A 17,755-nucleotide genomic window follows, 5' to 3' on the forward strand; every position below is an offset into this window, starting at 1 on the left:
AACAATGAGACGGTCCAGCATCCCGCTCTTCAAAACAGCTCTCCCCTCTGCTGTTCGCACACTCGGTTCTCCCCTGATCGGTTGTGCGCTGCTCCTCACTGCCGGGCTAATTGTTGCGAAAGCAGGCACCACCGCCCCAGAGTTGCCTGTCCATAACGCCAAATACGAGCTGAAGGTCGAAAGCACTGCGCATTCCCCGTCCTCCCAAAAGCAGGATCGGCCTTTCAGCTTCAACCCAGCTTCTGGTGCCTCGGCTTCCGTTACCGAGGTGAGGCATGAAGCCAAACAACTCTCTGTCCTGCTGCAACAGGGCATGTAGAGCCAATCAAGAACAGACCTCCAAGTCTCCCAACCAAGCTGGGCCCCGTTTTTCGGGGCCCTTTTCTTTTGTCCGCACTGATCAGAAGAAATCGGGCACCAGACAAGCCAATGCGCCAAGCAACAGCACTGTAAATGTGCCCACCATTCCAAGCACACGAAAGGCATTCACGTCTTTCTCCCGGCTCAAGCCGATGAAATGCAGCGTTCGGGACACGATCAGCAATCCGCCCAGCGCATGAACGTTCCAATCTGGCATCTCGTTCAACTCCACCAGCAAGATCAAAAGCAACGCAAAGGGCACGTATTCCGCGAAATTCCCGTGAATGCGCAGCCGCCTTAGCAGCTGCTTGCTGTTGCCCTCCCCCAGAGATACCCGCGTCTTCTGGCGCATTTGAATAACGCGCATGGAAAGCCACACATAAAACAGGGCCAGTATTGCAGCATATATCGGTGTAATCATCACAAGGCCTCCTCTGGAAGCACAAGCCCTCGCGCATTATCGGCTTAGGGCAGATATGAAAAAGGCGCGGAGCTACCCCCACGCCTTTTCTCAGGTATTTCGGCGGCTCGCGCTACCCATAGATAACCTGTGGCAACCACGTGGCAATCGCAGGCACAAACCACAGCAGAACCAGCATCAGGATCTGAATGAACACGAATGGGATGATACCCCAATAGATGTCCGAGGTCTTCACCGTCGCCGGAGCCACACCGCGCAGATAAAACAACGCGAACCCGAACGGCGGCGTCAAAAACGACGTCTGCAGGTTCACAGCCATCATCACCCCAAGCCATGCTGGGCTCATGGGATCGCCGTTTGGCATTGGCAACTGCAACAGCACCGGCGCCACAAGCGGCACCACCACGAACACAATTTCAAGAAAGTCCAGGAAGAAGCCAAGAACAAACATCATCAGCATGACTGCGATGATCGCCCCCAGTGAGCCCCCTGGAATGCCCGTGAGCAGCTCGTGCACCATCTCCTCACCGCCAAGATCACGGAAGATCAGGGAGAAGAAAGTGGCACCAATCAGGATGACAAAAACCATGCAGGTAATCTGCGTGGTGGATTGCATGACGGGGACCAGAACCTTGTCCCGAAGCACGCGCGCAAGGGAGACGACCACGCCGAAGGTCAGCGTCGCCGTCAAAATGCCTGCCACCACGATGCCCACCATGTCAGTCGTCGGAATCTGGTTCCGGGCAATGCGAAGGTCCATTGTGCTCGTCAAGACGAGCAGCGCAATCAGTGCCAGAACGGCAGCATAAATTGGCCATGGCTTTTCCTCGTGCAGACGATACCCGGCGAGCAGAATTGAACCGACAGCGCCCACTGCCGCGGCTTCGGTCGGCGTGGCGATACCCGCCAGAATAGAGCCAAGCACGGCAACGATCAGGCCGATCGGCGGGATCAGGGCGTGCAGAACCTGACTGAGTGACGGCGCATTGTCCGCATCCACCTTCATAGGCGGTGACTTATGCGGCTGGGTAAACGCAACAAAAAGCTGGTAGGTGATGTAAAGGCCCACGAGCGCGAGCCCTGGCAAGAGCGCCCCTGCGAACAGGTCACCCACGGAAAAGGGTTCCGGAGACCAGTTGCCCATTTCGCGCTGCGCGGTCTGATAGGCGTTGGAAAGCTGATCAGCCAGAAAAACAAGCACGATTGAAGGCGGGATGATCTGCCCCAAGGTGCCTGAAGCCGCGATGGACCCACAGGCAAGACGCGGGCTGTAGCCGTTGCGCAACATGGTAGGCAGCGACAAAAGCCCCATCGTTACCACGGTCGCGCCAACGATACCGGTGGAAGCGGCAAGCAACGCGCCCACCACCGACACTGCAATGCCAAGACCACCCGGCATGCGGCCAAACAAACGCCCCATGGTCTCCAGCAGTTCTTCCGCAACCTTAGACCGCTCCAGCATCACGCCCATGAAAATGAACAGGGGAACCGCGATCAGCGTTTCATTGGTCATCGTGCCGAAGATGCGGCTCGGAATGGCACCAAGCGTCATCGAACCGCCGAACATGGTGCCGATCAGGCCAAATACCAGTGCAACACCGGCCAGCGTGAACGCGACCGGAAAACCCGCCATGAGCAAGATACAGGCGGCAGCAAACATGAAAATATCAAGAGTGTGCAGCAAACCGTCCATTATGTTTTATTCCACTCCCACACTCTTGAAACTCTTGAGCGCGACCTTGTCGCCTCCAATGGCCAGTAAAGATCGGCAGATAATTGCAATACCCTGCAACCCCATCATCACCGCAAACGCAATGATGGCGCTCTTCAAGAGATAGCGCCCTTGAATACCGGAGGTTTCCTGCGAGCCTTCAAGGATCGCCCAGGATGCAGCAACATAGTCCCAAGAAACAAAGATGATCGTTGCGCACACCGGCAGCAACAGAAACAGCGACCCGAGCAGGTCCACCCACGCCTTCTTGCGCGGGTCGGCCTCGCGATAAAAGATGTCCACCCGCACATGGCCATCCACGCTCAAGGTGTAGGCCGCAGCCAGCATGAACATGAAGCCGTGCATGTAAGTAATGGATTCCTGCATCCAGATGGAGCCGATGCCAAACACATACCGCATCACCACAACGGTGAACTGGACCAGCACAATACCCAAGGTCAACCAGGCGCTTGCCCGGCCAATGCCACTATTTAATGAGGTAATTATATTGAGTAGGGCGCGCATTTCCGCCTCTTGTTAGCCGCTGCCCATGGAATGCGTCCGACCCGTCCCCGAACGTGCCCCCGGACAACTCGTGAATTGTTAGGGCCTCCCCCCTGGAGGACAAGGCTCCCCACCCTGCGGCGGGAAGCCTCAAATTCAACAGAAGCTGAAGGAACTAGCCAGTCACGCGCTCGCGGGCATCAAGGTAAGAACCTTCAGAGATCTTCACCCAGCCACCAATGTCCTTGCGGGCCTTGATGTAGCTGTCGTAAATGCGCTGAGACAGCTCATCTTCCTTAGCCACTTCAGCAACCACTTCTTCACAGACACCGGCAATGGCGTCAAACACTTCTGGTGTAAACTGCTTGAGCTGCACGTTGTGCTTGTTGATGAGCGTGTCGAGAGCCGCGCCGTTGTTGTAGTTGAACTCGGAGAACATGTAGTTGTTCTCTGCAAGACACGCATCGCGTACCAGTGCCTGATCTGCTTCAGAGAAGCTGTTCCAGACATCGCCGTTGATGCCGCAGGACAAGCCAGAGCCTGGCTCGTGGAAGCCTGGGTAGTAGTAGAACTTGGCAATCTTGTAGAAGCCGAATGCCAGATCGTTCCATGGACCCACCCATTCGGTTGCGTCAATCGCACCAGACTGAAGCGCTGGGAAGATTTCACCACCTGGCAATGCAACAGCAGTGGCACCCAGACGACGAAGCACTTCGCCTCCAAGGCCCGGCATACGCATCTTCAGACCCTTCAGGTCTTCCAGTGTGTTGATTTCCTTGTTGAACCAGCCGCCCATCTGGAGGCCGGTGTTGCCTGCCATGAATGGCTTCACATTGAAGCGACCAGCAAGCTCATCCCACAGAGCCTGACCGTCGCCAATGTTGATCCAGGCATCCAGTTCGTTCGCTGTCAGTCCCATTGGAACGGCAGTGAAGAAATTGAAAGCCTTGTGCTTGCCTTGCCAGTAGTAGTCGGCGCCGTGATACATGTCGGCAGTGCCACTGGAAACGGCGTCAAAGCTCTCGAATGCCGGAACCAACTCACCAGCTGCAAACAGCTTTACGGTAAGGCGGCCGTCGGATGCGGCGGTGATGCGGTCAGCCACGCGCTGTGCCCCGGTTCCCAGACCTGGAAAGTTCTTTGGCCAGGTGGTGACCATGGTCAGCTCACGCTTGTCCTGTGCAAGTGCTGGAGCGGCTAGTGTAGCAGCACCAGCGGTTGCACCGGCGGCAAGACCTGCATTTTTAAGAAAACTACGGCGGTCCATAAATACTCCTCCCACGAAGTCAATCAAACAGTTCGTTCGATAGTTGACGCGTGCCCACCTCCCTCAAGCGACCCGGTTAGGCACTATGTCATTTTCCTTATAAACCCCATGATGCAGGGCGGCACAAGGAAAACCAATCCCCATTGGCCAAATTAATTACTCATCCGGGCGCACTTCCCCCACCCAACTTTGGTCGCATAAAAGTATCATAACTTATTGATATTTATAGACTATGCAGGAGGAAGATAAAAGTTAACGCAGCGGCATCAATTGTAATTATTGAAATGATAAATTCGATTTTTCGTTATCATTGTTTCAATCAGCAAAATGAAAAGCCTAACAATATGATCGTCTTTACCCTACTTCGCGCAACTATCAAAAACATTCCACTACGGTAAAAATATGATATATTTCAGATAGATGACCCAGCCACACGGAAGACCTAAACAGTGATCCGGCTAAAGCAAGGGCAAAAATCGACCAACCTCAGGCGGCGTGGAAAAGTCAAAACAAAATGACAAACACAACCCAGCCCCTTATCTGATATATTAATCCTAGTTTTTCTCGGTTTTCTTAGCGTTTCATCTATGAATTGTTCCGAGTTATAGTTTTCGCATCAAGTTGATCGTCGCTTCTGCTCATTCCATTTTACTAGGGCAAAAAATAAAGCCGCGCAGAAATCTACGCGGCTCCATGTTTTGATGATTCTGCAAAGCGCCCCTGAAACAATGAGTACTTCAGAGTACGGGCCGGCCAACCGGCGTCAATACCACCCCACGCTTGCAAAGAACAATGCCCCGCCAATACCGCAGACAAACAGCGAACCAGCCACCTCGAAACTGCGTCGCACCACCGCGCCGGAACGCGAAGAGCTGCCCCAGATCCGATAGGCCGTATCTCTTGCAAGTACCGCGAGGCTGGCGATCACAGCAACGGTAATGCCGGTCCCCACACCCATTACAAGCGTGGAAGCAATACCAGCCCAGATCATGCCTTGTGACAGCGCAAAGGCCAGCACGATCAAGGCACCGGTGCATGGGCGCAGCCCGATGGCTACGATAATGGACCAGGCACTCCAAATGTTCAGCTTCACGTCTTTCAACTCGGAAGGATCCGCCGCATGGGAATGGCCGCAACAGTCATCACCGTGATCGTGGTGATGATGTGCATGATGATGATCATGGTGGAGGTGCTCATGCCCACAACTGTGAGGCTTGTGATCATGGCTATGGCCTTGCCCATGGTGATGGGTGTGCCCATGGTCAGGGGCAGCATGAGACTGTTCCGCACCTTCCAGTTCCAGCTCCTTGATGGCCGTGGTGGCCTGCGCCGGCTTGGCATGGCTACGGCGGTATTCCTCGTAGTCGAAGTCTTTGGTTTCAAACTGGCCGCAGCCGCAGCTCGTCTCTGTCAGGGCCTGGCGGACATCCGCAGGGATCAAGGGGCGCAAGATGCGGGTCCACACCATCCATAGGCCCAGACCAAACACCAGCGCGTATGAGCCAACTTCGAACCATCTGGTGGTTTGCGTCATGGCGATACTGGTCAGGCTCAAGGCGACACCTGCGCCGCCCACCAGCACAATCGCGGTAACGGCCTGCGCCATGGAAGAAAGGAACGACAGGATGATGCCCTTCTTCAACGTCTGCTCATCCGCCACCACATAAGAAGAGATGATGGCCTTGCCATGCCCGGGGCCTGCTGCATGGAACACGCCATAGGCAAAGCTGATCAGCATCAGCCACAAGCCCGCCTCAGGTGAAGACCGGAACTGACGCAGGTAGCTTGTAAGCTCGCGATAAAAAACGTTCTGCCAATGGGCAATCGCCCCCATGGCCTGTGACCACAACCCGGTGCCGTGGCCATTGACACCCGGCGCTGTGCCATCAGCTACAGCCGCATCAACGTTGGCCTCGGAAGGGGCTGTGGGAGTGGCCGCCTCAGCTTCCGCTGCAAGTTCGGTGAGAGAAACCGAAGGGCTGCCGGACATCATGGAGGAGATCGCCTCCTGTCCGTCAAGCAGCTCGGTCGCTGTCTTTGGCGCTTCCGCCACCGCCGCTGCGGCATCGCCACAGGCAACGATCACCTGGTTCACCAGTGTTTCCGTCAGGCTGCGCAGCTCTGGCGGAACGTTTCGCACATCCGCGCCGATGGCCGCCAGTTGGGCCGCCGCCGCCATGTCCAGCTCTGGTGGATGCACCAGCTTCACATCACATGCGCCCGGAGCGTTCTTCAGTGTCACCGCAGTGCCCGGCGCCCATTGGTAGTCGACGTAGTATGTCGGATCATACACATCAATCGTCAGCACGTTTTCGGAGGACAAGGGCTCTTTCAGCGGCAGTGTGAAATTCAACTCCACCATGGAAACCGTGTCCGGCACCTGCACATCGCGCCCGGCGGCAATGTCTTCGGCAATCGCCCGCTTTTCTTCCTCGGAGATCAGCCAATAGGTGTCAAAGGCCTCTGTTTGCATGCGCATCCATTCCGAATGCGGCTGCACAAAGTCCATCTCCACCTTGGTGTCATCGCCAAACGTGAAGTAACCAAACTCTTCCAGACCCTGCACATTGACCGAAGCAAGTTCGCTCAGTTCATCCTGGTCCAGTTTGCCATCGCCATTGGCATCAAGCCCTTGAATGGCAAAGGCTGTGTAGAGGTCATCAAAGAGCCATTTGTGATTGATTGCCGTCAGATAGCCCGCATCGTCAAACACGAGTTCGGATTTGGCCTGCACAAACACGTGCGGGTGCGCCAGAGCCACCCCCGGCGCCACCAAACAGGAGGAAACAAGCGCGGGCAGTGCCCATCGCAGCAGTGAGTTCACGGTACCGTTGCCCCAAGTATTTTCGTTACAACATTACTCACTCAAAAACGCGGCAAGAACAAGACGCGTCTTCTCGCAAACAGGAAGATATATAATTCCCCTTACGCGTAAACACGGGAATCTTTTATTCGACCAAATCTAAACAAAGCGGAAATTCGACCGAATTTTGCTAGTCGCTTGCATTACCATTCTCACATAGCATTCCAGTTCATTTTCGGGAGGAAAAAATGAACGCCCCTTTGGCACAATCTGTAACACTGGACGAGTCATCAACCACCTTTGATCACCCGGAGTTTTCCGGCCATGAGCAGGTGGTTTTCGCGCATGATGCCGCCTCAGGCCTGCGCGCCATCATCGCTGTTCACGACACCCGCCTCGGCCCGGCACTGGGAGGCTGCCGCATGTGGGGGTATCATTCGAACCGTGAAGCCCTGACCGATGCGCTCCGCCTTTCCAAAGGCATGACGTATAAGAACGCGCTTGCCGGTCTGCCGCTGGGGGGCGGCAAGTCGGTCATCATCGCAGATCCAAAGACGCAAAAAACGCCGGAACTGCTCAGCGCGTTTGGCAAGCATGTCGACCGCCTTGCAGGTGGTTACATCACCGCTGAAGATGTGGGCATTACAGCAAGCGACATGGAAATCATCGCCGCCGAGACAGACCATGCCCGCGGCACCAAGGCAAGAGGCCTTGGCGATCCCTCCCCTTACACCGCTCTTGGTGTTTTCGTCGGCCTTCAAGCGGCGGTCCGGCACCAGCTGAAAACCGACAGTCTCAAAGGTCTGCGCGTCTCTGTTCAGGGCCTTGGCAACGTCGGCTACGGTCTGTGCCGCCACCTGCATGCCCACGGTGCCCAGCTCATTGTCTCCGACATTCACAAACCCAATGTGGAGCGCGCTGTTGCTGAGTTTGGCGCAACCCCCATCGACCCGCGCCATGCCCATTCCGCTGACGCAGATGTGTATGCACCCTGCGCATTAGGTGCCACGCTCAACGTGCTCACCATTCCGGAGCTCAAGGCGACCGTCATCGCTGGCGCGGCCAACAACCAGCTCAAGACACCGACTGATGGCATCGCGCTCATGGACCGTGGGGTGCTCTACGCGCCCGACTACGTCATCAATGCAGGCGGTGTCATTTCCGTTGCAATCGCCAAAGCCGGGGACGACGATACCGAGGTCCGTGCCAAGACGCTTGCCATTGGCGACACGTTGACAGCCATCTTCAATCGCGCCGATGAGGAACAGCGCCCAACCAGCGTTGTTGCGGATGAGATCGCACTGGAGCGCTTGAACGCAGCTGGCTAACCTCCGGCATCACGCCGTGGTCTGCTCCTCAGCCGCTACCGGTTGGGGAGCATTTTTCTTGTCGTAGTCCTTGAACCACTTCACCAGATAATCCACGAAGGCCCGCACTTTGCCGGAAAGGTGACGTCGGTGCGGATACACCGCGTAGATGCCCAGATCGCCGCGCAGGTAGTCTTCAAGCACCGGAACAAGTTCCCCAGTCTGCAGCTGCTTGCCAACGAACAGCTCCGGCGTGCGCAAGAACCCAAGCCCCGCCAGCGCTGCTTGACGGGCAGTCACGGCGCTGTTCACCTCGATCGGCCCTTTCACCGCAACTGACAGTTTCCCGTCCGGCCCCTCAAAGCCCCAGTTTGACTTGTTGCGGTAGTTGGTGTCGATGACACATGGCACCTTGGCAAGCTCAGAGGGGTGCTGCGGCTCGCCATACCTTTCCAAAAGGTCAGGACGCACACACACCACTGTCTTGAAGTCACGCACCTTACGGGCGATCAGACTGGAATCTGTCAGCTCCGTCACGCGAATGGCAACATCAAAGCCCTCTTCCACGATGTCCACGAAGCGGTCATCCAGATGCAGCTCCACGCGAACCTCCGGGTGTTCAGCAAGGAAGTCGATCATCGCTTGCGTCACCAGAAAGTCACCCATGGAGCGCGGGGCAGATACGCGCAGCAAGCCACGCGCCTCTTGATGGTCCTGCTGAATGGAGTTCTTCAGGTCATCAAACCGCTGCAATAACTCGCCCGCCTCGCGGTAGTAGGCCTGCCCCACTTCGGTCAGAGAAATCTGGCGCGTTGTGCGGTTCAAAAGGCGGGCACCCAGTTCATCTTCCAGCTCACCAACGTACTTGGAAACCAGCGCTTTCGACCGCCCCATGTCACGCGCTGCCGAAGAGAAGCCTCCCTTTTCGACAACCTTCAAGAAGCAACGAATGCGGGTAATCGAGTCCATTCCAATCTCCAAGTGTCCCCTGGGCTTTCGCCTCAGGCTGCAACTGCGGCGCCGTCAGACCGCGGGTCATGTGCGCCCCGCATCTCACCATTGGCCCCACGCAGGATCAAGCCCGCATGTCCCATCACGTCAGAATACGGCTCTTCAAGAATTTCAATGTCATGCCCCAAACGCCGCAGCGCAAGCAGAACATCTTCATCAAACCGCTTTTCAACTCTTACCGAGGTCACATCCGAGCCCCAGGTGCGCCCCAACAACCAACGGGGTGCGTCCAGCGCCTCAGCCGGATCCATTTTGCCGTGGATCGCGCGGGTAAAGATAGCAGCTTGCGTTTGCGGCTGGCCGTCGCCGCCCATGGTGCCATAAACAAGCGTTCGGCCGTCATCAAGCCGGGCCATGGCCGGGTTCAGCGTGTGGAATGGCAAGCGACCCGGTTTCAACGCCCGCAGCGCTTCCGGATGAAGGCTGAAGCTCGCCCCCCTGTTTTGCCAGAGGATGCCCGTTTGCGGCAGCACGCAGCCAGACCCGAACTCCCAGAACACAGACTGGATGTAGGAGACACTGCGCCCCTTGGCATCCATCGCCCCAAGCCAGACCGTATCTCCCGCCCCCGCTTCATGTGGCCAGTGCAACGCGCGTTTGCGGTCAATCTCGAAGGCCGTTTTGTCCAGCCACTCCGGCTTGAGGTAGTCCTTCGGATCAGCAGACATTATCCACGGATCCGCTATGTGTTCATCACGCACAATGAAGGCCCGTTTTGTCGCCTCGATCAAGGCATGAAAATACTCCGGGCTCTCCAGACGATCCACATTCATGCGCTCATAAAGGCCCAGGATCAAAAGCGAAGCCAATCCCTGCGTGGGCGGCGGCGCGTTAAACAGCGTGCCGTCTTTTGTCTTCAGAGAAAGCGGGCTCTTCAGACGCGCCTCATAGCTGCGCAGGTCGTCATGCACCACGGGCGATCCAATTTTCTCGAGGTCCGCCGCGATAGCCTGTCCAACGTCTCCTTTGTAGAACTCATGCAATCCACTGTTGGCCAGATAGTCCAGCGTCTGCGCCAGTTGCCGCTGTTTCTGCAAGGAACCCACTTCAGGCGGCTTGCCGTCCTCCAGGAACACATCGGCAAAACCGGGCTGATCTTTAAGCTCTCCAAGCTTTTCTCGGGTCAGCGCCGCTTGAGATTTGGAAACCGCATAGCCGGACTTGGCGTGATCAATGGCAAAGGCCAGCAGATCGCGCAGCGGCAACCCGCCGCCCAGTTCAGCCGCGATTTCATGCGCCAGCTGCCAACCGCCTACAGCGCCCGCAACGGTAAGGGCGGCATGGGGGCCACGCGCCGGTATCTCGCCATAGCCCTTGGCGTTGTAGGCTGCAATGGTTGCCCGGCTACCTGCAGCACCGCATGCCTCGATGATCTTCGGCGGGCGGCCCGGCTCGGCAATCAGCCAGAACCCGTCCCCTCCAAGGTGGTTCATATGCGGGTAGACAACAGCAATGGTGGAAGCGGCGGCAATCATGGCATCCAGTGCCGTGCCTCCAGCCTTCAAGACTTCACTGCCCGCTTCCGACGCCAGTTTGTGGGGGGCCGTCACCATCCCATGCATTGATGCAACTGTTTCCAACATACTCGTTCCAACTTTCGCGGCTGCTCCGCCCGGTGCTTAAACTCACGCCGCCTGTTTCACCTTGCGGCGCTTCAAGCGTTTGCGGCCTGCCTTGCCAAGGCCAACGCCGCCATAAAACAGGCTATAGCCTATGAGAAATCCAAAACCACCAATGATAAGCGCTTCTTGAGTGACGGGGATAGCCGGCTCGAAATCAGACCAGGCCGAGGAGGATAACTCGGGATCGTGGGAACGGACCAAAACCAGAATGCGTTGCAAGCTCCCAGCTTCCTGCATGGCCGCCTGTTGTGCTTTCAGGCTCTCGAGCCGGTCAAAGGCCTGCTCCATGCTCTGCGCCCGCGCCACCACAAACGCATCGCCGTTTTCGCGCATCTGCGCCAAGGCTGCTTGAACCGTCATCCCAAATGCGTTGGCATCTTCATAAAATGACAGTTTTATTCGTTCCAACGCATCGATCGCGCCACCCAAACGCTGGCGGTATTGCTGAGAAAATTCTGGCAATTGGGAGGTAGCGGTCGCGCTGAACAACGCCACCGCAAGTGCCATTGTTCGAGCTATCCCCATCTATCCCCCTTCGCCAGAATGTTCTGGCACTAGTCGTTGATCGTGATGACCCCGGCAGCGCCCTCTTCCGTGCCAAATGCCAGACGCAGACCTGCCTTGTCCCAGCTCAGCGCCGAAATTGCCCCTTGGCCGGGGCGGCGGAGCAACACTTCCGCGCCATCAGAAAACCGGACCGCCAGCACCATGCCGTCCTTGTAGCCAATCGCCAGCATGTCTTCCTTGGGATGGCAACACACCACCGACACCGCCGTGTCCGCTCGCGCGCCAAGCTGCAAAGGCTGCTGACCCATTGGGCCATTCTTGCCCGTAAACGGCCACAGGATCGCAGCAGACGCACCGGAAGACGCCAGGTATTTTGTCTTGGCGGACCAACTTATGCTTTTGATCTTATTCGGATATCCGCTCATGCGCATATCCTGATTATCACTAAGCCGCCACCCGTGCAGGGCGTTCTCTTGCATGGTGGTTACGATGTACTTGCCATCCGGCGAATAGCAAACCCCGCTATGCGCCCCCTTCCAGAACAGCTCTTGCGGATCACCTTGTGCGTTCACCCACCACAGCGTAACGCCATCATAGCGGGCCGTGGCCAACCGCATGCCCTTCGGTGCAAAGGCCAATCCGCCCACCGCACGTTGGTGGACGAACTCCTTCTCCTCACCGTTCTTGAGGCGCACCCACGCCGTCCGGCCAGAGGCAAAGGCCACCGCATCCTGCGGACCGGTGGCAATCATGTCTATCCACTTGCGCGGCCGCTCGGTCAGCTGTTCCACAGCGCCATCTGCGGTCACACGGCAGATCTTGCCATCACCGCCACCGGTAACCAGCGCTTTGCCGTCCTGCGTCAGCGCAGCACACAGCAAACCATCCTTGTGAACCGGGGAGGCGGTTTCGGCCCCGCCTTGAAAATAAACAGTACCGTCACCAGCGGCGAACAGCGCAACATCCCCGATGAAAGCCGTTGAAACAACAAAGCTTTCCAAATCAACAGGAGCAATTACAGGCACATCTCACCTCATGCCTTGCAAGAGAGGAAGCTCTCTTCAAGAGCCTTTTCATCAAGATCTCGCCCAATGAACACAAGCCGGCTTTCGCGCGCCTCGTCCTCTTTCCAGTCCCGCTGGTGGTTGCCCTCAATGATCATGTGCACACCCTGCACCACATAGCGCTGCGGGTCATCCTTAAACGCCAGAATGCCTTTCAAACGCAGGATCTTGGGTCCTTCGATCTGCGTCACGTCACCAATCCAGCGCAGGAACGTCTGCGCATTCAGCTCCCCGGCGCGCAGCGAAATGGAACGCACAGAGTGAGTGTCTTCTTCATTGTGGTGGTGGTGGTGGTGTTGATGATGATCGTGATCGCAGTCCGGGCCGCACTCATGGTCATGGTGGTGGTGCTCGTGGTCGCAATCCGGGCCACACTCATGGTCATGAGCGTGGTGATGGCTGTCCTTCAAGAACTCTGGTTCCAACTCCAGAATTCGGTCCAGATCAAAGGAGCCACGGTTCAGCACGTCGGTCAGCTCGACAGAGCAACGCTCGGTCTTGTGCAGCTTTGCATAAGGATTGATCTTGCGAACCCGGCGCTCGACCTTGGCCAGCTGCTCTTCATTCACCAGGTCCGTCTTGTTCAGCAAAATGACATCTGCAAAAGCAATCTGATCCTCCGCCTCATCGGTGTCCTTCAGCCGGTCCAGCACATGGCGAGCATCCACCACGGCCACGACGGCATCAAGCTGGGCGGCAGCCTGCACGTCCTCGTCCATGAAGAAGGTCTGCGCGACAGGAGCCGGATCTGCAATGCCGGTTGTCTCAACGATGATTGCGTCAAACGAGCCCTTGCGCTTCATCAGGTTTTCAACCGTGCGGATCAGGTCACCACGCACCGTGCAGCAGATGCAGCCGTTGTTCATCTCAAACACTTCTTCGTCGGACTCAACGAGAAGGTCATTGTCGATGCCGATCTCACCAAACTCATTCACGATCACCGCGTAGCGGGTGCCATGGTTTTCAGTGAGGATGCGGTTGAGCAAGGTGGTCTTGCCCGCGCCGAGATAACCTGTAAGCACGGTCACCGGAATGCGGGTGTCAGCAGCTTCTGACATTATTATTCTCCTAGGAAACGGGCCTGAGGCCATGGGCCCCTGCCCAAAAGGGCCCCAAACAGGAGCCCTCGCAGTGTCTTCAAGTATTGCCCCCAATATAATGGGTTATGCGTGTGACGAAAGGGGCCATGCAGTTATCCCGGCCCAACAATCACAGATCAGCCCTTTGCCCACTTGGCGCACGCCCCTGAAATGTCTTAGAGATCAGAAAACACGGGAGGATTTACAGCATGCAGCCAGTAGCAGCACTCGACAGACTGGGGGACGAGAACGCCTTTGCCGTTCTGGCGCGCGCCACAGAGCTTCAGCAGCAAGGCCGCTCCATCATCAATCTGGGCATCGGACAACCGGACTTCCGCACCCCGGAACACATTGTTGAAGCTGCCGTTGAAGCGTTGCGCGGCGGGGCCCATGGCTACACACAGGCTGGCGGTGTTCTGCCCTTGCGCGAAGCCGTTGCAGCAGACCTCTTTGCCCGTCACGGGGCATCCGTGTCACCAGACAACATCCTCGTGGTGCCGGGCGGCAAGGTTACCATGTTCATGGCCATCACCATGTTCGGAGAACCGGGCACCGAGATCCTCTATCCAGACCCCGGATTTCCCATCTATCGCAGCATGATCGAGTATACTGGCGCAACACCTATCCCCGTCCCGATCCGTGAAGAAAACGACTTCGCCTTTTCTGCTGATGAAACGCTTTCATTAATCAACGAGCGCACACGGCTTCTGATCCTCAACTCCCCGGCCAATCCCACAGGCGGCGTCACGCAAAGAGACGAAATCACTAAACTTGTCAATGGCTTAGAAAATCATCCCAATCTAGCTATCCTCTCTGACGAGATCTACGCGCGCATGACCTATGAGGGCCTGCCTCACACCTCACTGATCGAGTACCCACAGATCCGGGAGCGACTTATCCTCCTCAACGGCTGGTCAAAGACCTGGGCAATGACAGGCTGGCGCATGGGCTATGGGGTCTGGCCGGACGCGCTTGTAGACTATGCCCGCAAGATCGCAGTCAACTGCTGGTCCTGCGTCAACACCGCCGCTCAGTATGCGGGGCTTGCGGCACTTAACGGTCCTCAGGATGAAGTAGATGCAATGATGGCAGCGTTCGATGAACGGCGACAGGTCATCACCGAACTGCTGAACCAACTGCCCGGCGTAACATGCCGTACGCCTCTTGGGGCTTTCTACGCCTTCCCGAACATCACGGGAACCGGCTGGAAATCCAAGGCCTTGGCTTCAGCTCTACTGGAAGAGGCCGGCGTCGCGACCATCGGCGGACCAGATTTCGGCGTACTGGGCGACGGCTATCTGCGGCTGTCCTATGCCAACTCAACGCAGAACATTAAAGAAGCCATTTCACGTGTCGAGGCTTTCTTGTCGGAGCACTCGCCCCGTTAACGCAGGCAGGCTGCCAGTGTCTCATCCAGCGCTGGCCCTGCACCGATCAGCGGCATCTGAACACTGTCCGTGGTGGTCACGGTAAGCGCGCGTCCTTCCCGCAGTTTTTCAATCAGATCAAGGTGTTGGTCGGGCAGATAGGGTGAAGTGTATTCAGCGGATTCTTCCACAACGGTCAACGGCATCCGCGCCACGGTTACGCCATCCACTTCTATGCTGAGGTCAGAATCCGGTTCAATGTAACCACCGGCGAGCATGACGAAAAATTCTGTCCCCGCCCCTTTGTCGCAGCGCAAGCCAAAGCAAAAGAAGTTGCCGGTGGTTTCATCGTCTTTGCAAACAGCAGCGCCGTTGCCAATAACTTCGTTCTCAACGCGCTGCCAAAACGGCGAGGCGGAGGCTGAAGCAACAGTTCCACAAAGAGTTAGAGCAACAACGGCGGACGCCAAAAAGCGACGATACATGATGATAACCCGAGCAACAGATTCTTTCGTCAAAGGCTACCCAACATAAGCGGCGAATAGCAATTGGTTTTTCTCGGGAAGACTTATCCTACCTCTGCGCCGTAATTGTGATCGCCTTCTCGATCAGGTCTGCCAGCTCAGTGCCGGTCTCGGGACGCATCACCAGAAAATGGGAAGCAGGGAAAACAGAGGCCAGTCCGTCAAGCTCCGCCAGGTCAAATTGCGCAATGGTTGAACCACCCTCATTCATGATGAGGAGGCCGCTGTCATGGCTCCAACGCCATGTGGTCGCAGCTTGAAGGCCAGCGCGCAGCGGCTCGCAGCCCCAGGCTGCAAACTCGTAGCCATGTCCATTGTCCGTAGGGTCTTTGCGCAGTTCCACCACACAGGCCGCCGAAGACAGCGCGTCCGAAACACGCCACACTCCGACAGGTTTTGTCGAATTCGTGCCCGCATTCGCAGCGGTCAGCGCCATAACGGCACCCACCAAACAGGTGGCCAATGATAGAATTGGAGTTCGCCCAACCATCGCAGCATTTCCCCGCAACTACGTTATTAAGGTAATACTCCGTCACTTATGGTTAATTCTAGATTAACCATGACTGCGCGCCAATACGTAAACGCGACTAACCCCAGCACGACGAAGTCATGCTTTGGTTTCGCAATAAAAAAAGGATAATTTAAGGCGTTTTATTAGGAATTCTGCGCAGTAATTGCGTGGAACCTAGGGAAAACTTTTGATTTGTTTGGCAGAGTTGTCACAGCCACGTTACGCAAGCTGTGTTGTCGGAGGTTTGATTTAACCGACCAACAGAACCATGCAGGCCATGGCCAGCGTGAAAAAACCAAACATCTTGAGGTCTTTGCGCTCTTCATGCGCTACCGCAACATCAATCATAACGCCACTCCCAGTACCTTTACTGGGTATCAGACTAGGCGATTCAGCTTAACAATCAGTAGATTTGTGACGCTTCCTTATAAAACCACAGATTCACCACAGTGTGCTCACAAAGCACTCACACCCCAACCACAGGCCCAAGACGGCACCCGATTGGCGGCGCACTTTCGCGAATCCGCAGTTCCGGCTTGATCAACTTGATACCGCTTGGAACTGGTTCTCCGTTGATTTGCTTGAGCATCATCTGAGCCGCCTCACGACCGATGGTCTCCGCGCCGTTCGCAACAGTCGTCAGTGCAGGAGTGCGGTTTTGCACACCCTCCGTGTCGTCATACCCCGTAATCGCCAGTTCCGGCCCCGGTTCAACCCCAGCGCGACGAACCGCTGTCAAGACACCAAGTGCGACCAGATCATTAAAGCACGCAACGGCAGTTGGACGCGGAATCGCCGACAGGATTCTCGGCACCACGGCCTGACCGTCGGCCTGTGTCATGAGCTCCGGAATATCGAGCTGTTCATCAGGATCAATCCCGGCATCCACCAGCGCAGCCCGCCACCCGTTGTTGCGGTCCCGGCCGGAAGAACTCTGGCGGCGTCCCCCAATCATCGCGATTTGGCGGTGCCCCTGATCAATTAGGTGCTTGGTCATCAGGTAGCTGCCATGATAGTCGTCCCCACGCACGCATGGCGTCTGAACGCCCGGCAGATCTCGACAAACCAGCGTAATGGCCACACCCTGCTCAGAAATCTGATTGATCCGCTCCGGCGAGGTGCCAACAGAAGGACACAGGATCAACCCATCAACGCGGTGCTGAAGCAGCGTATCAATGAACTGATCTTGCCTTTTGAGCATGTCCCGGTGGTTGCAGATCAAGATGGTCTTGTCTTCTTCCGCCAGAACTTCCTCAAGACCGCGAAAAACCTCGGCAAAATAAGGGTTCAGGATGTCGTGGACGGCGACGCCAATCATGTCTGACTGGGACGTCCGCAACGAAGCGGCAGATCTGTTGTAGATGTAGCCAACTTCGGCAGCATAATCCTTCACGCGCTGGCGCGTTTCCTTGGCCACCAAAGGCGAATCTCGAAGCGCGAGCGACACGGTCGCGGTCGAAATTCCCAGTTTTTCTGCAAGATCACCCAAGCGAAGGCGCTTACCTGCTGCACGCACGTCCTGATACTCCAAGCTGGCTCTGCTTTGGCTTCGTAACACGCCCTCCCCTGAAAGCAAACAGCTACTTCGGCGATAGATGAGCGCAGTGAAGGCCTCCGCCTCGCAGAGTTCGTCGGCCCATCCCACGGCAACTGCCTGTCCTTACAGGCTAGGTGCATCGGCGAAGGCCAACAGAACC

Annotated in this window: 16 protein-coding genes; 3 read left to right on the top strand and 13 right to left on the bottom strand. The window is 56.6% G+C overall.

The genetic code is table 11. From position 1 onward, the window contains the following. The first annotated feature begins 4 nt into the window (after positions 1-4). Positions 5-319 (top strand): hypothetical protein, encoded by a 315-nt coding sequence (locus Q3Y58_RS14250; protein ID WP_319622692.1) that lies wholly within the window; start codon positions 5-7, stop codon positions 317-319. Between the two features lie 81 nt (positions 320-400). On the opposite strand, the gene Q3Y58_RS14255 is transcribed toward Q3Y58_RS14250, so the two are convergent. The 5 genes from Q3Y58_RS14255 to Q3Y58_RS14275 form a co-directional block, all read right to left on the bottom strand. Beyond that, the gene (locus tag Q3Y58_RS14255) at positions 401-781 is read right to left on the bottom strand and encodes an MAPEG family protein (protein WP_319622693.1); all 381 of its coding nucleotides are present in this window, start codon (positions 779-781) and stop codon (positions 401-403) included. 112 nt (positions 782-893) lie between these two features. Beyond that, entirely contained in the window at positions 894-2,474 is a 1,581-nt protein-coding gene (locus Q3Y58_RS14260) for a TRAP transporter large permease (protein ID WP_319622694.1), read from the bottom strand. A 6-nt stretch (positions 2,475-2,480) separates the two neighbouring features. Beyond that, a complete protein-coding gene (locus Q3Y58_RS14265) occupies positions 2,481-3,017 on the bottom strand; it encodes a TRAP transporter small permease subunit (RefSeq protein ID WP_274219973.1) in 537 nt (178 codons plus the stop codon). Between the two features lie 154 nt (positions 3,018-3,171). Further along, positions 3,172-4,263, bottom strand: a complete 1,092-nt coding sequence (locus Q3Y58_RS14270) for a TRAP transporter substrate-binding protein (protein WP_274219972.1) — start codon at positions 4,261-4,263, stop codon at positions 3,172-3,174. Between the two features lie 763 nt (positions 4,264-5,026). Beyond that, on the bottom strand, positions 5,027-7,087 hold the full coding sequence (locus Q3Y58_RS14275; protein WP_319622695.1) for a HoxN/HupN/NixA family nickel/cobalt transporter: 2,061 nt from the start codon (positions 7,085-7,087) through the stop codon (positions 5,027-5,029). A gap of 227 nt (positions 7,088-7,314) precedes the next feature. On the opposite strand from Q3Y58_RS14275, the gene Q3Y58_RS14280 reads away from it, so the two are divergent. Beyond that, positions 7,315-8,394: a Glu/Leu/Phe/Val family dehydrogenase gene (locus Q3Y58_RS14280; protein ID WP_274219970.1), complete on the top strand. Its 1,080-nt coding sequence runs from the start codon at positions 7,315-7,317 to the stop codon at positions 8,392-8,394. 9 nt (positions 8,395-8,403) lie between these two features. On the opposite strand, the gene Q3Y58_RS14285 is transcribed toward Q3Y58_RS14280, so the two are convergent. The 5 genes from Q3Y58_RS14285 to Q3Y58_RS14305 are packed head-to-tail and all read right to left on the bottom strand — an operon-like array spanning position 8,404 to position 13,635. Next, a complete protein-coding gene (locus Q3Y58_RS14285) occupies positions 8,404-9,342 on the bottom strand; it encodes a LysR family transcriptional regulator (protein WP_274219969.1) in 939 nt (312 codons plus the stop codon). A 32-nt stretch (positions 9,343-9,374) separates the two neighbouring features. Next, positions 9,375-10,967 (bottom strand): gamma-glutamyltransferase family protein, encoded by a 1,593-nt coding sequence (locus Q3Y58_RS14290; protein WP_274219968.1) that lies wholly within the window; start codon positions 10,965-10,967, stop codon positions 9,375-9,377. A gap of 42 nt (positions 10,968-11,009) precedes the next feature. Beyond that, complete coding sequence (locus tag Q3Y58_RS14295; protein ID WP_274219967.1) at positions 11,010-11,531, bottom strand: DUF2937 family protein; 522 nt, start codon at positions 11,529-11,531, stop codon at positions 11,010-11,012. A 29-nt stretch (positions 11,532-11,560) separates the two neighbouring features. Then, positions 11,561-12,538 carry a WD40 repeat domain-containing protein gene (locus Q3Y58_RS14300; protein ID WP_274219966.1) on the bottom strand — a complete coding sequence of 326 codons (978 nt, stop codon included), beginning with the start codon at positions 12,536-12,538 and terminating at the stop codon, positions 11,561-11,563. A gap of 8 nt (positions 12,539-12,546) precedes the next feature. After that, complete coding sequence (locus Q3Y58_RS14305) at positions 12,547-13,635, bottom strand: CobW family GTP-binding protein (RefSeq protein WP_274219965.1); 1,089 nt, start codon at positions 13,633-13,635, stop codon at positions 12,547-12,549. Positions 13,636-13,865: 230 nt separating this feature from the next. On the opposite strand from Q3Y58_RS14305, the gene Q3Y58_RS14310 reads away from it, so the two are divergent. Further along, positions 13,866-15,044: a pyridoxal phosphate-dependent aminotransferase gene (locus tag Q3Y58_RS14310; RefSeq protein WP_274219964.1), complete on the top strand. Its 1,179-nt coding sequence runs from the start codon at positions 13,866-13,868 to the stop codon at positions 15,042-15,044. On the opposite strand, the gene Q3Y58_RS14315 is transcribed toward Q3Y58_RS14310, so the two are convergent. The 3 genes from Q3Y58_RS14315 to Q3Y58_RS14325 form a co-directional block, all read right to left on the bottom strand. After that, positions 15,041-15,541, bottom strand: coding sequence for a hypothetical protein (locus Q3Y58_RS14315; protein ID WP_274219963.1), 501 nt, complete (start codon positions 15,539-15,541; stop codon positions 15,041-15,043). The two genes, Q3Y58_RS14310 and Q3Y58_RS14315, sit on opposite strands and share 4 nt — an antisense overlap. A 55-nt stretch (positions 15,542-15,596) precedes the next feature. Continuing rightward, positions 15,597-15,983: an AprI/Inh family metalloprotease inhibitor gene (locus Q3Y58_RS14320; protein ID WP_319622696.1), complete on the bottom strand. Its 387-nt coding sequence runs from the start codon at positions 15,981-15,983 to the stop codon at positions 15,597-15,599. A gap of 541 nt (positions 15,984-16,524) precedes the next feature. Then, on the bottom strand, positions 16,525-17,616 hold the full coding sequence (locus tag Q3Y58_RS14325) for a LacI family DNA-binding transcriptional regulator (protein ID WP_274219961.1): 1,092 nt from the start codon (positions 17,614-17,616) through the stop codon (positions 16,525-16,527). Between the last annotated feature and the right edge of the window lie 139 nt (positions 17,617-17,755).

It is taken from the genome of Nesiotobacter zosterae (assembly GCF_033843645.1).
GTDB classification, from domain to species: domain Bacteria; phylum Pseudomonadota; class Alphaproteobacteria; order Rhizobiales; family Stappiaceae; genus Pseudovibrio; species Pseudovibrio zosterae.

What these genes read in the sequence shown, in the direction of transcription:
- Q3Y58_RS14250 (WP_319622692.1), top strand. Translation starts at nt 5, where the DNA reads ATGAGACGGTCCAGCATCCCGCTCTTCAAAACAGCTCTCCCCTCTGCT.
- Q3Y58_RS14255 (WP_319622693.1), bottom strand. Translation starts at nt 781, where the DNA reads ATGATTACACCGATATATGCTGCAATACTGGCCCTGTTTTATGTGTGG.
- Q3Y58_RS14260 (WP_319622694.1), bottom strand. Translation starts at nt 2,474, where the DNA reads ATGGACGGTTTGCTGCACACTCTTGATATTTTCATGTTTGCTGCCGCC.
- Q3Y58_RS14265 (WP_274219973.1), bottom strand. Translation starts at nt 3,017, where the DNA reads ATGCGCGCCCTACTCAATATAATTACCTCATTAAATAGTGGCATTGGC.
- Q3Y58_RS14270 (WP_274219972.1), bottom strand. Translation starts at nt 4,263, where the DNA reads ATGGACCGCCGTAGTTTTCTTAAAAATGCAGGTCTTGCCGCCGGTGCA.
- Q3Y58_RS14280 (WP_274219970.1), top strand. Translation starts at nt 7,315, where the DNA reads ATGAACGCCCCTTTGGCACAATCTGTAACACTGGACGAGTCATCAACC.
- Q3Y58_RS14285 (WP_274219969.1), bottom strand. Translation starts at nt 9,342, where the DNA reads ATGGACTCGATTACCCGCATTCGTTGCTTCTTGAAGGTTGTCGAAAAG.
- Q3Y58_RS14290 (WP_274219968.1), bottom strand. Translation starts at nt 10,967, where the DNA reads ATGTTGGAAACAGTTGCATCAATGCATGGGATGGTGACGGCCCCCCAC.
- Q3Y58_RS14295 (WP_274219967.1), bottom strand. Translation starts at nt 11,531, where the DNA reads ATGGGGATAGCTCGAACAATGGCACTTGCGGTGGCGTTGTTCAGCGCG.
- Q3Y58_RS14305 (WP_274219965.1), bottom strand. Translation starts at nt 13,635, where the DNA reads ATGTCAGAAGCTGCTGACACCCGCATTCCGGTGACCGTGCTTACAGGT.
- Q3Y58_RS14310 (WP_274219964.1), top strand. Translation starts at nt 13,866, where the DNA reads ATGCAGCCAGTAGCAGCACTCGACAGACTGGGGGACGAGAACGCCTTT.
- Q3Y58_RS14320 (WP_319622696.1), bottom strand. Translation starts at nt 15,983, where the DNA reads ATGGCGCTGACCGCTGCGAATGCGGGCACGAATTCGACAAAACCTGTC.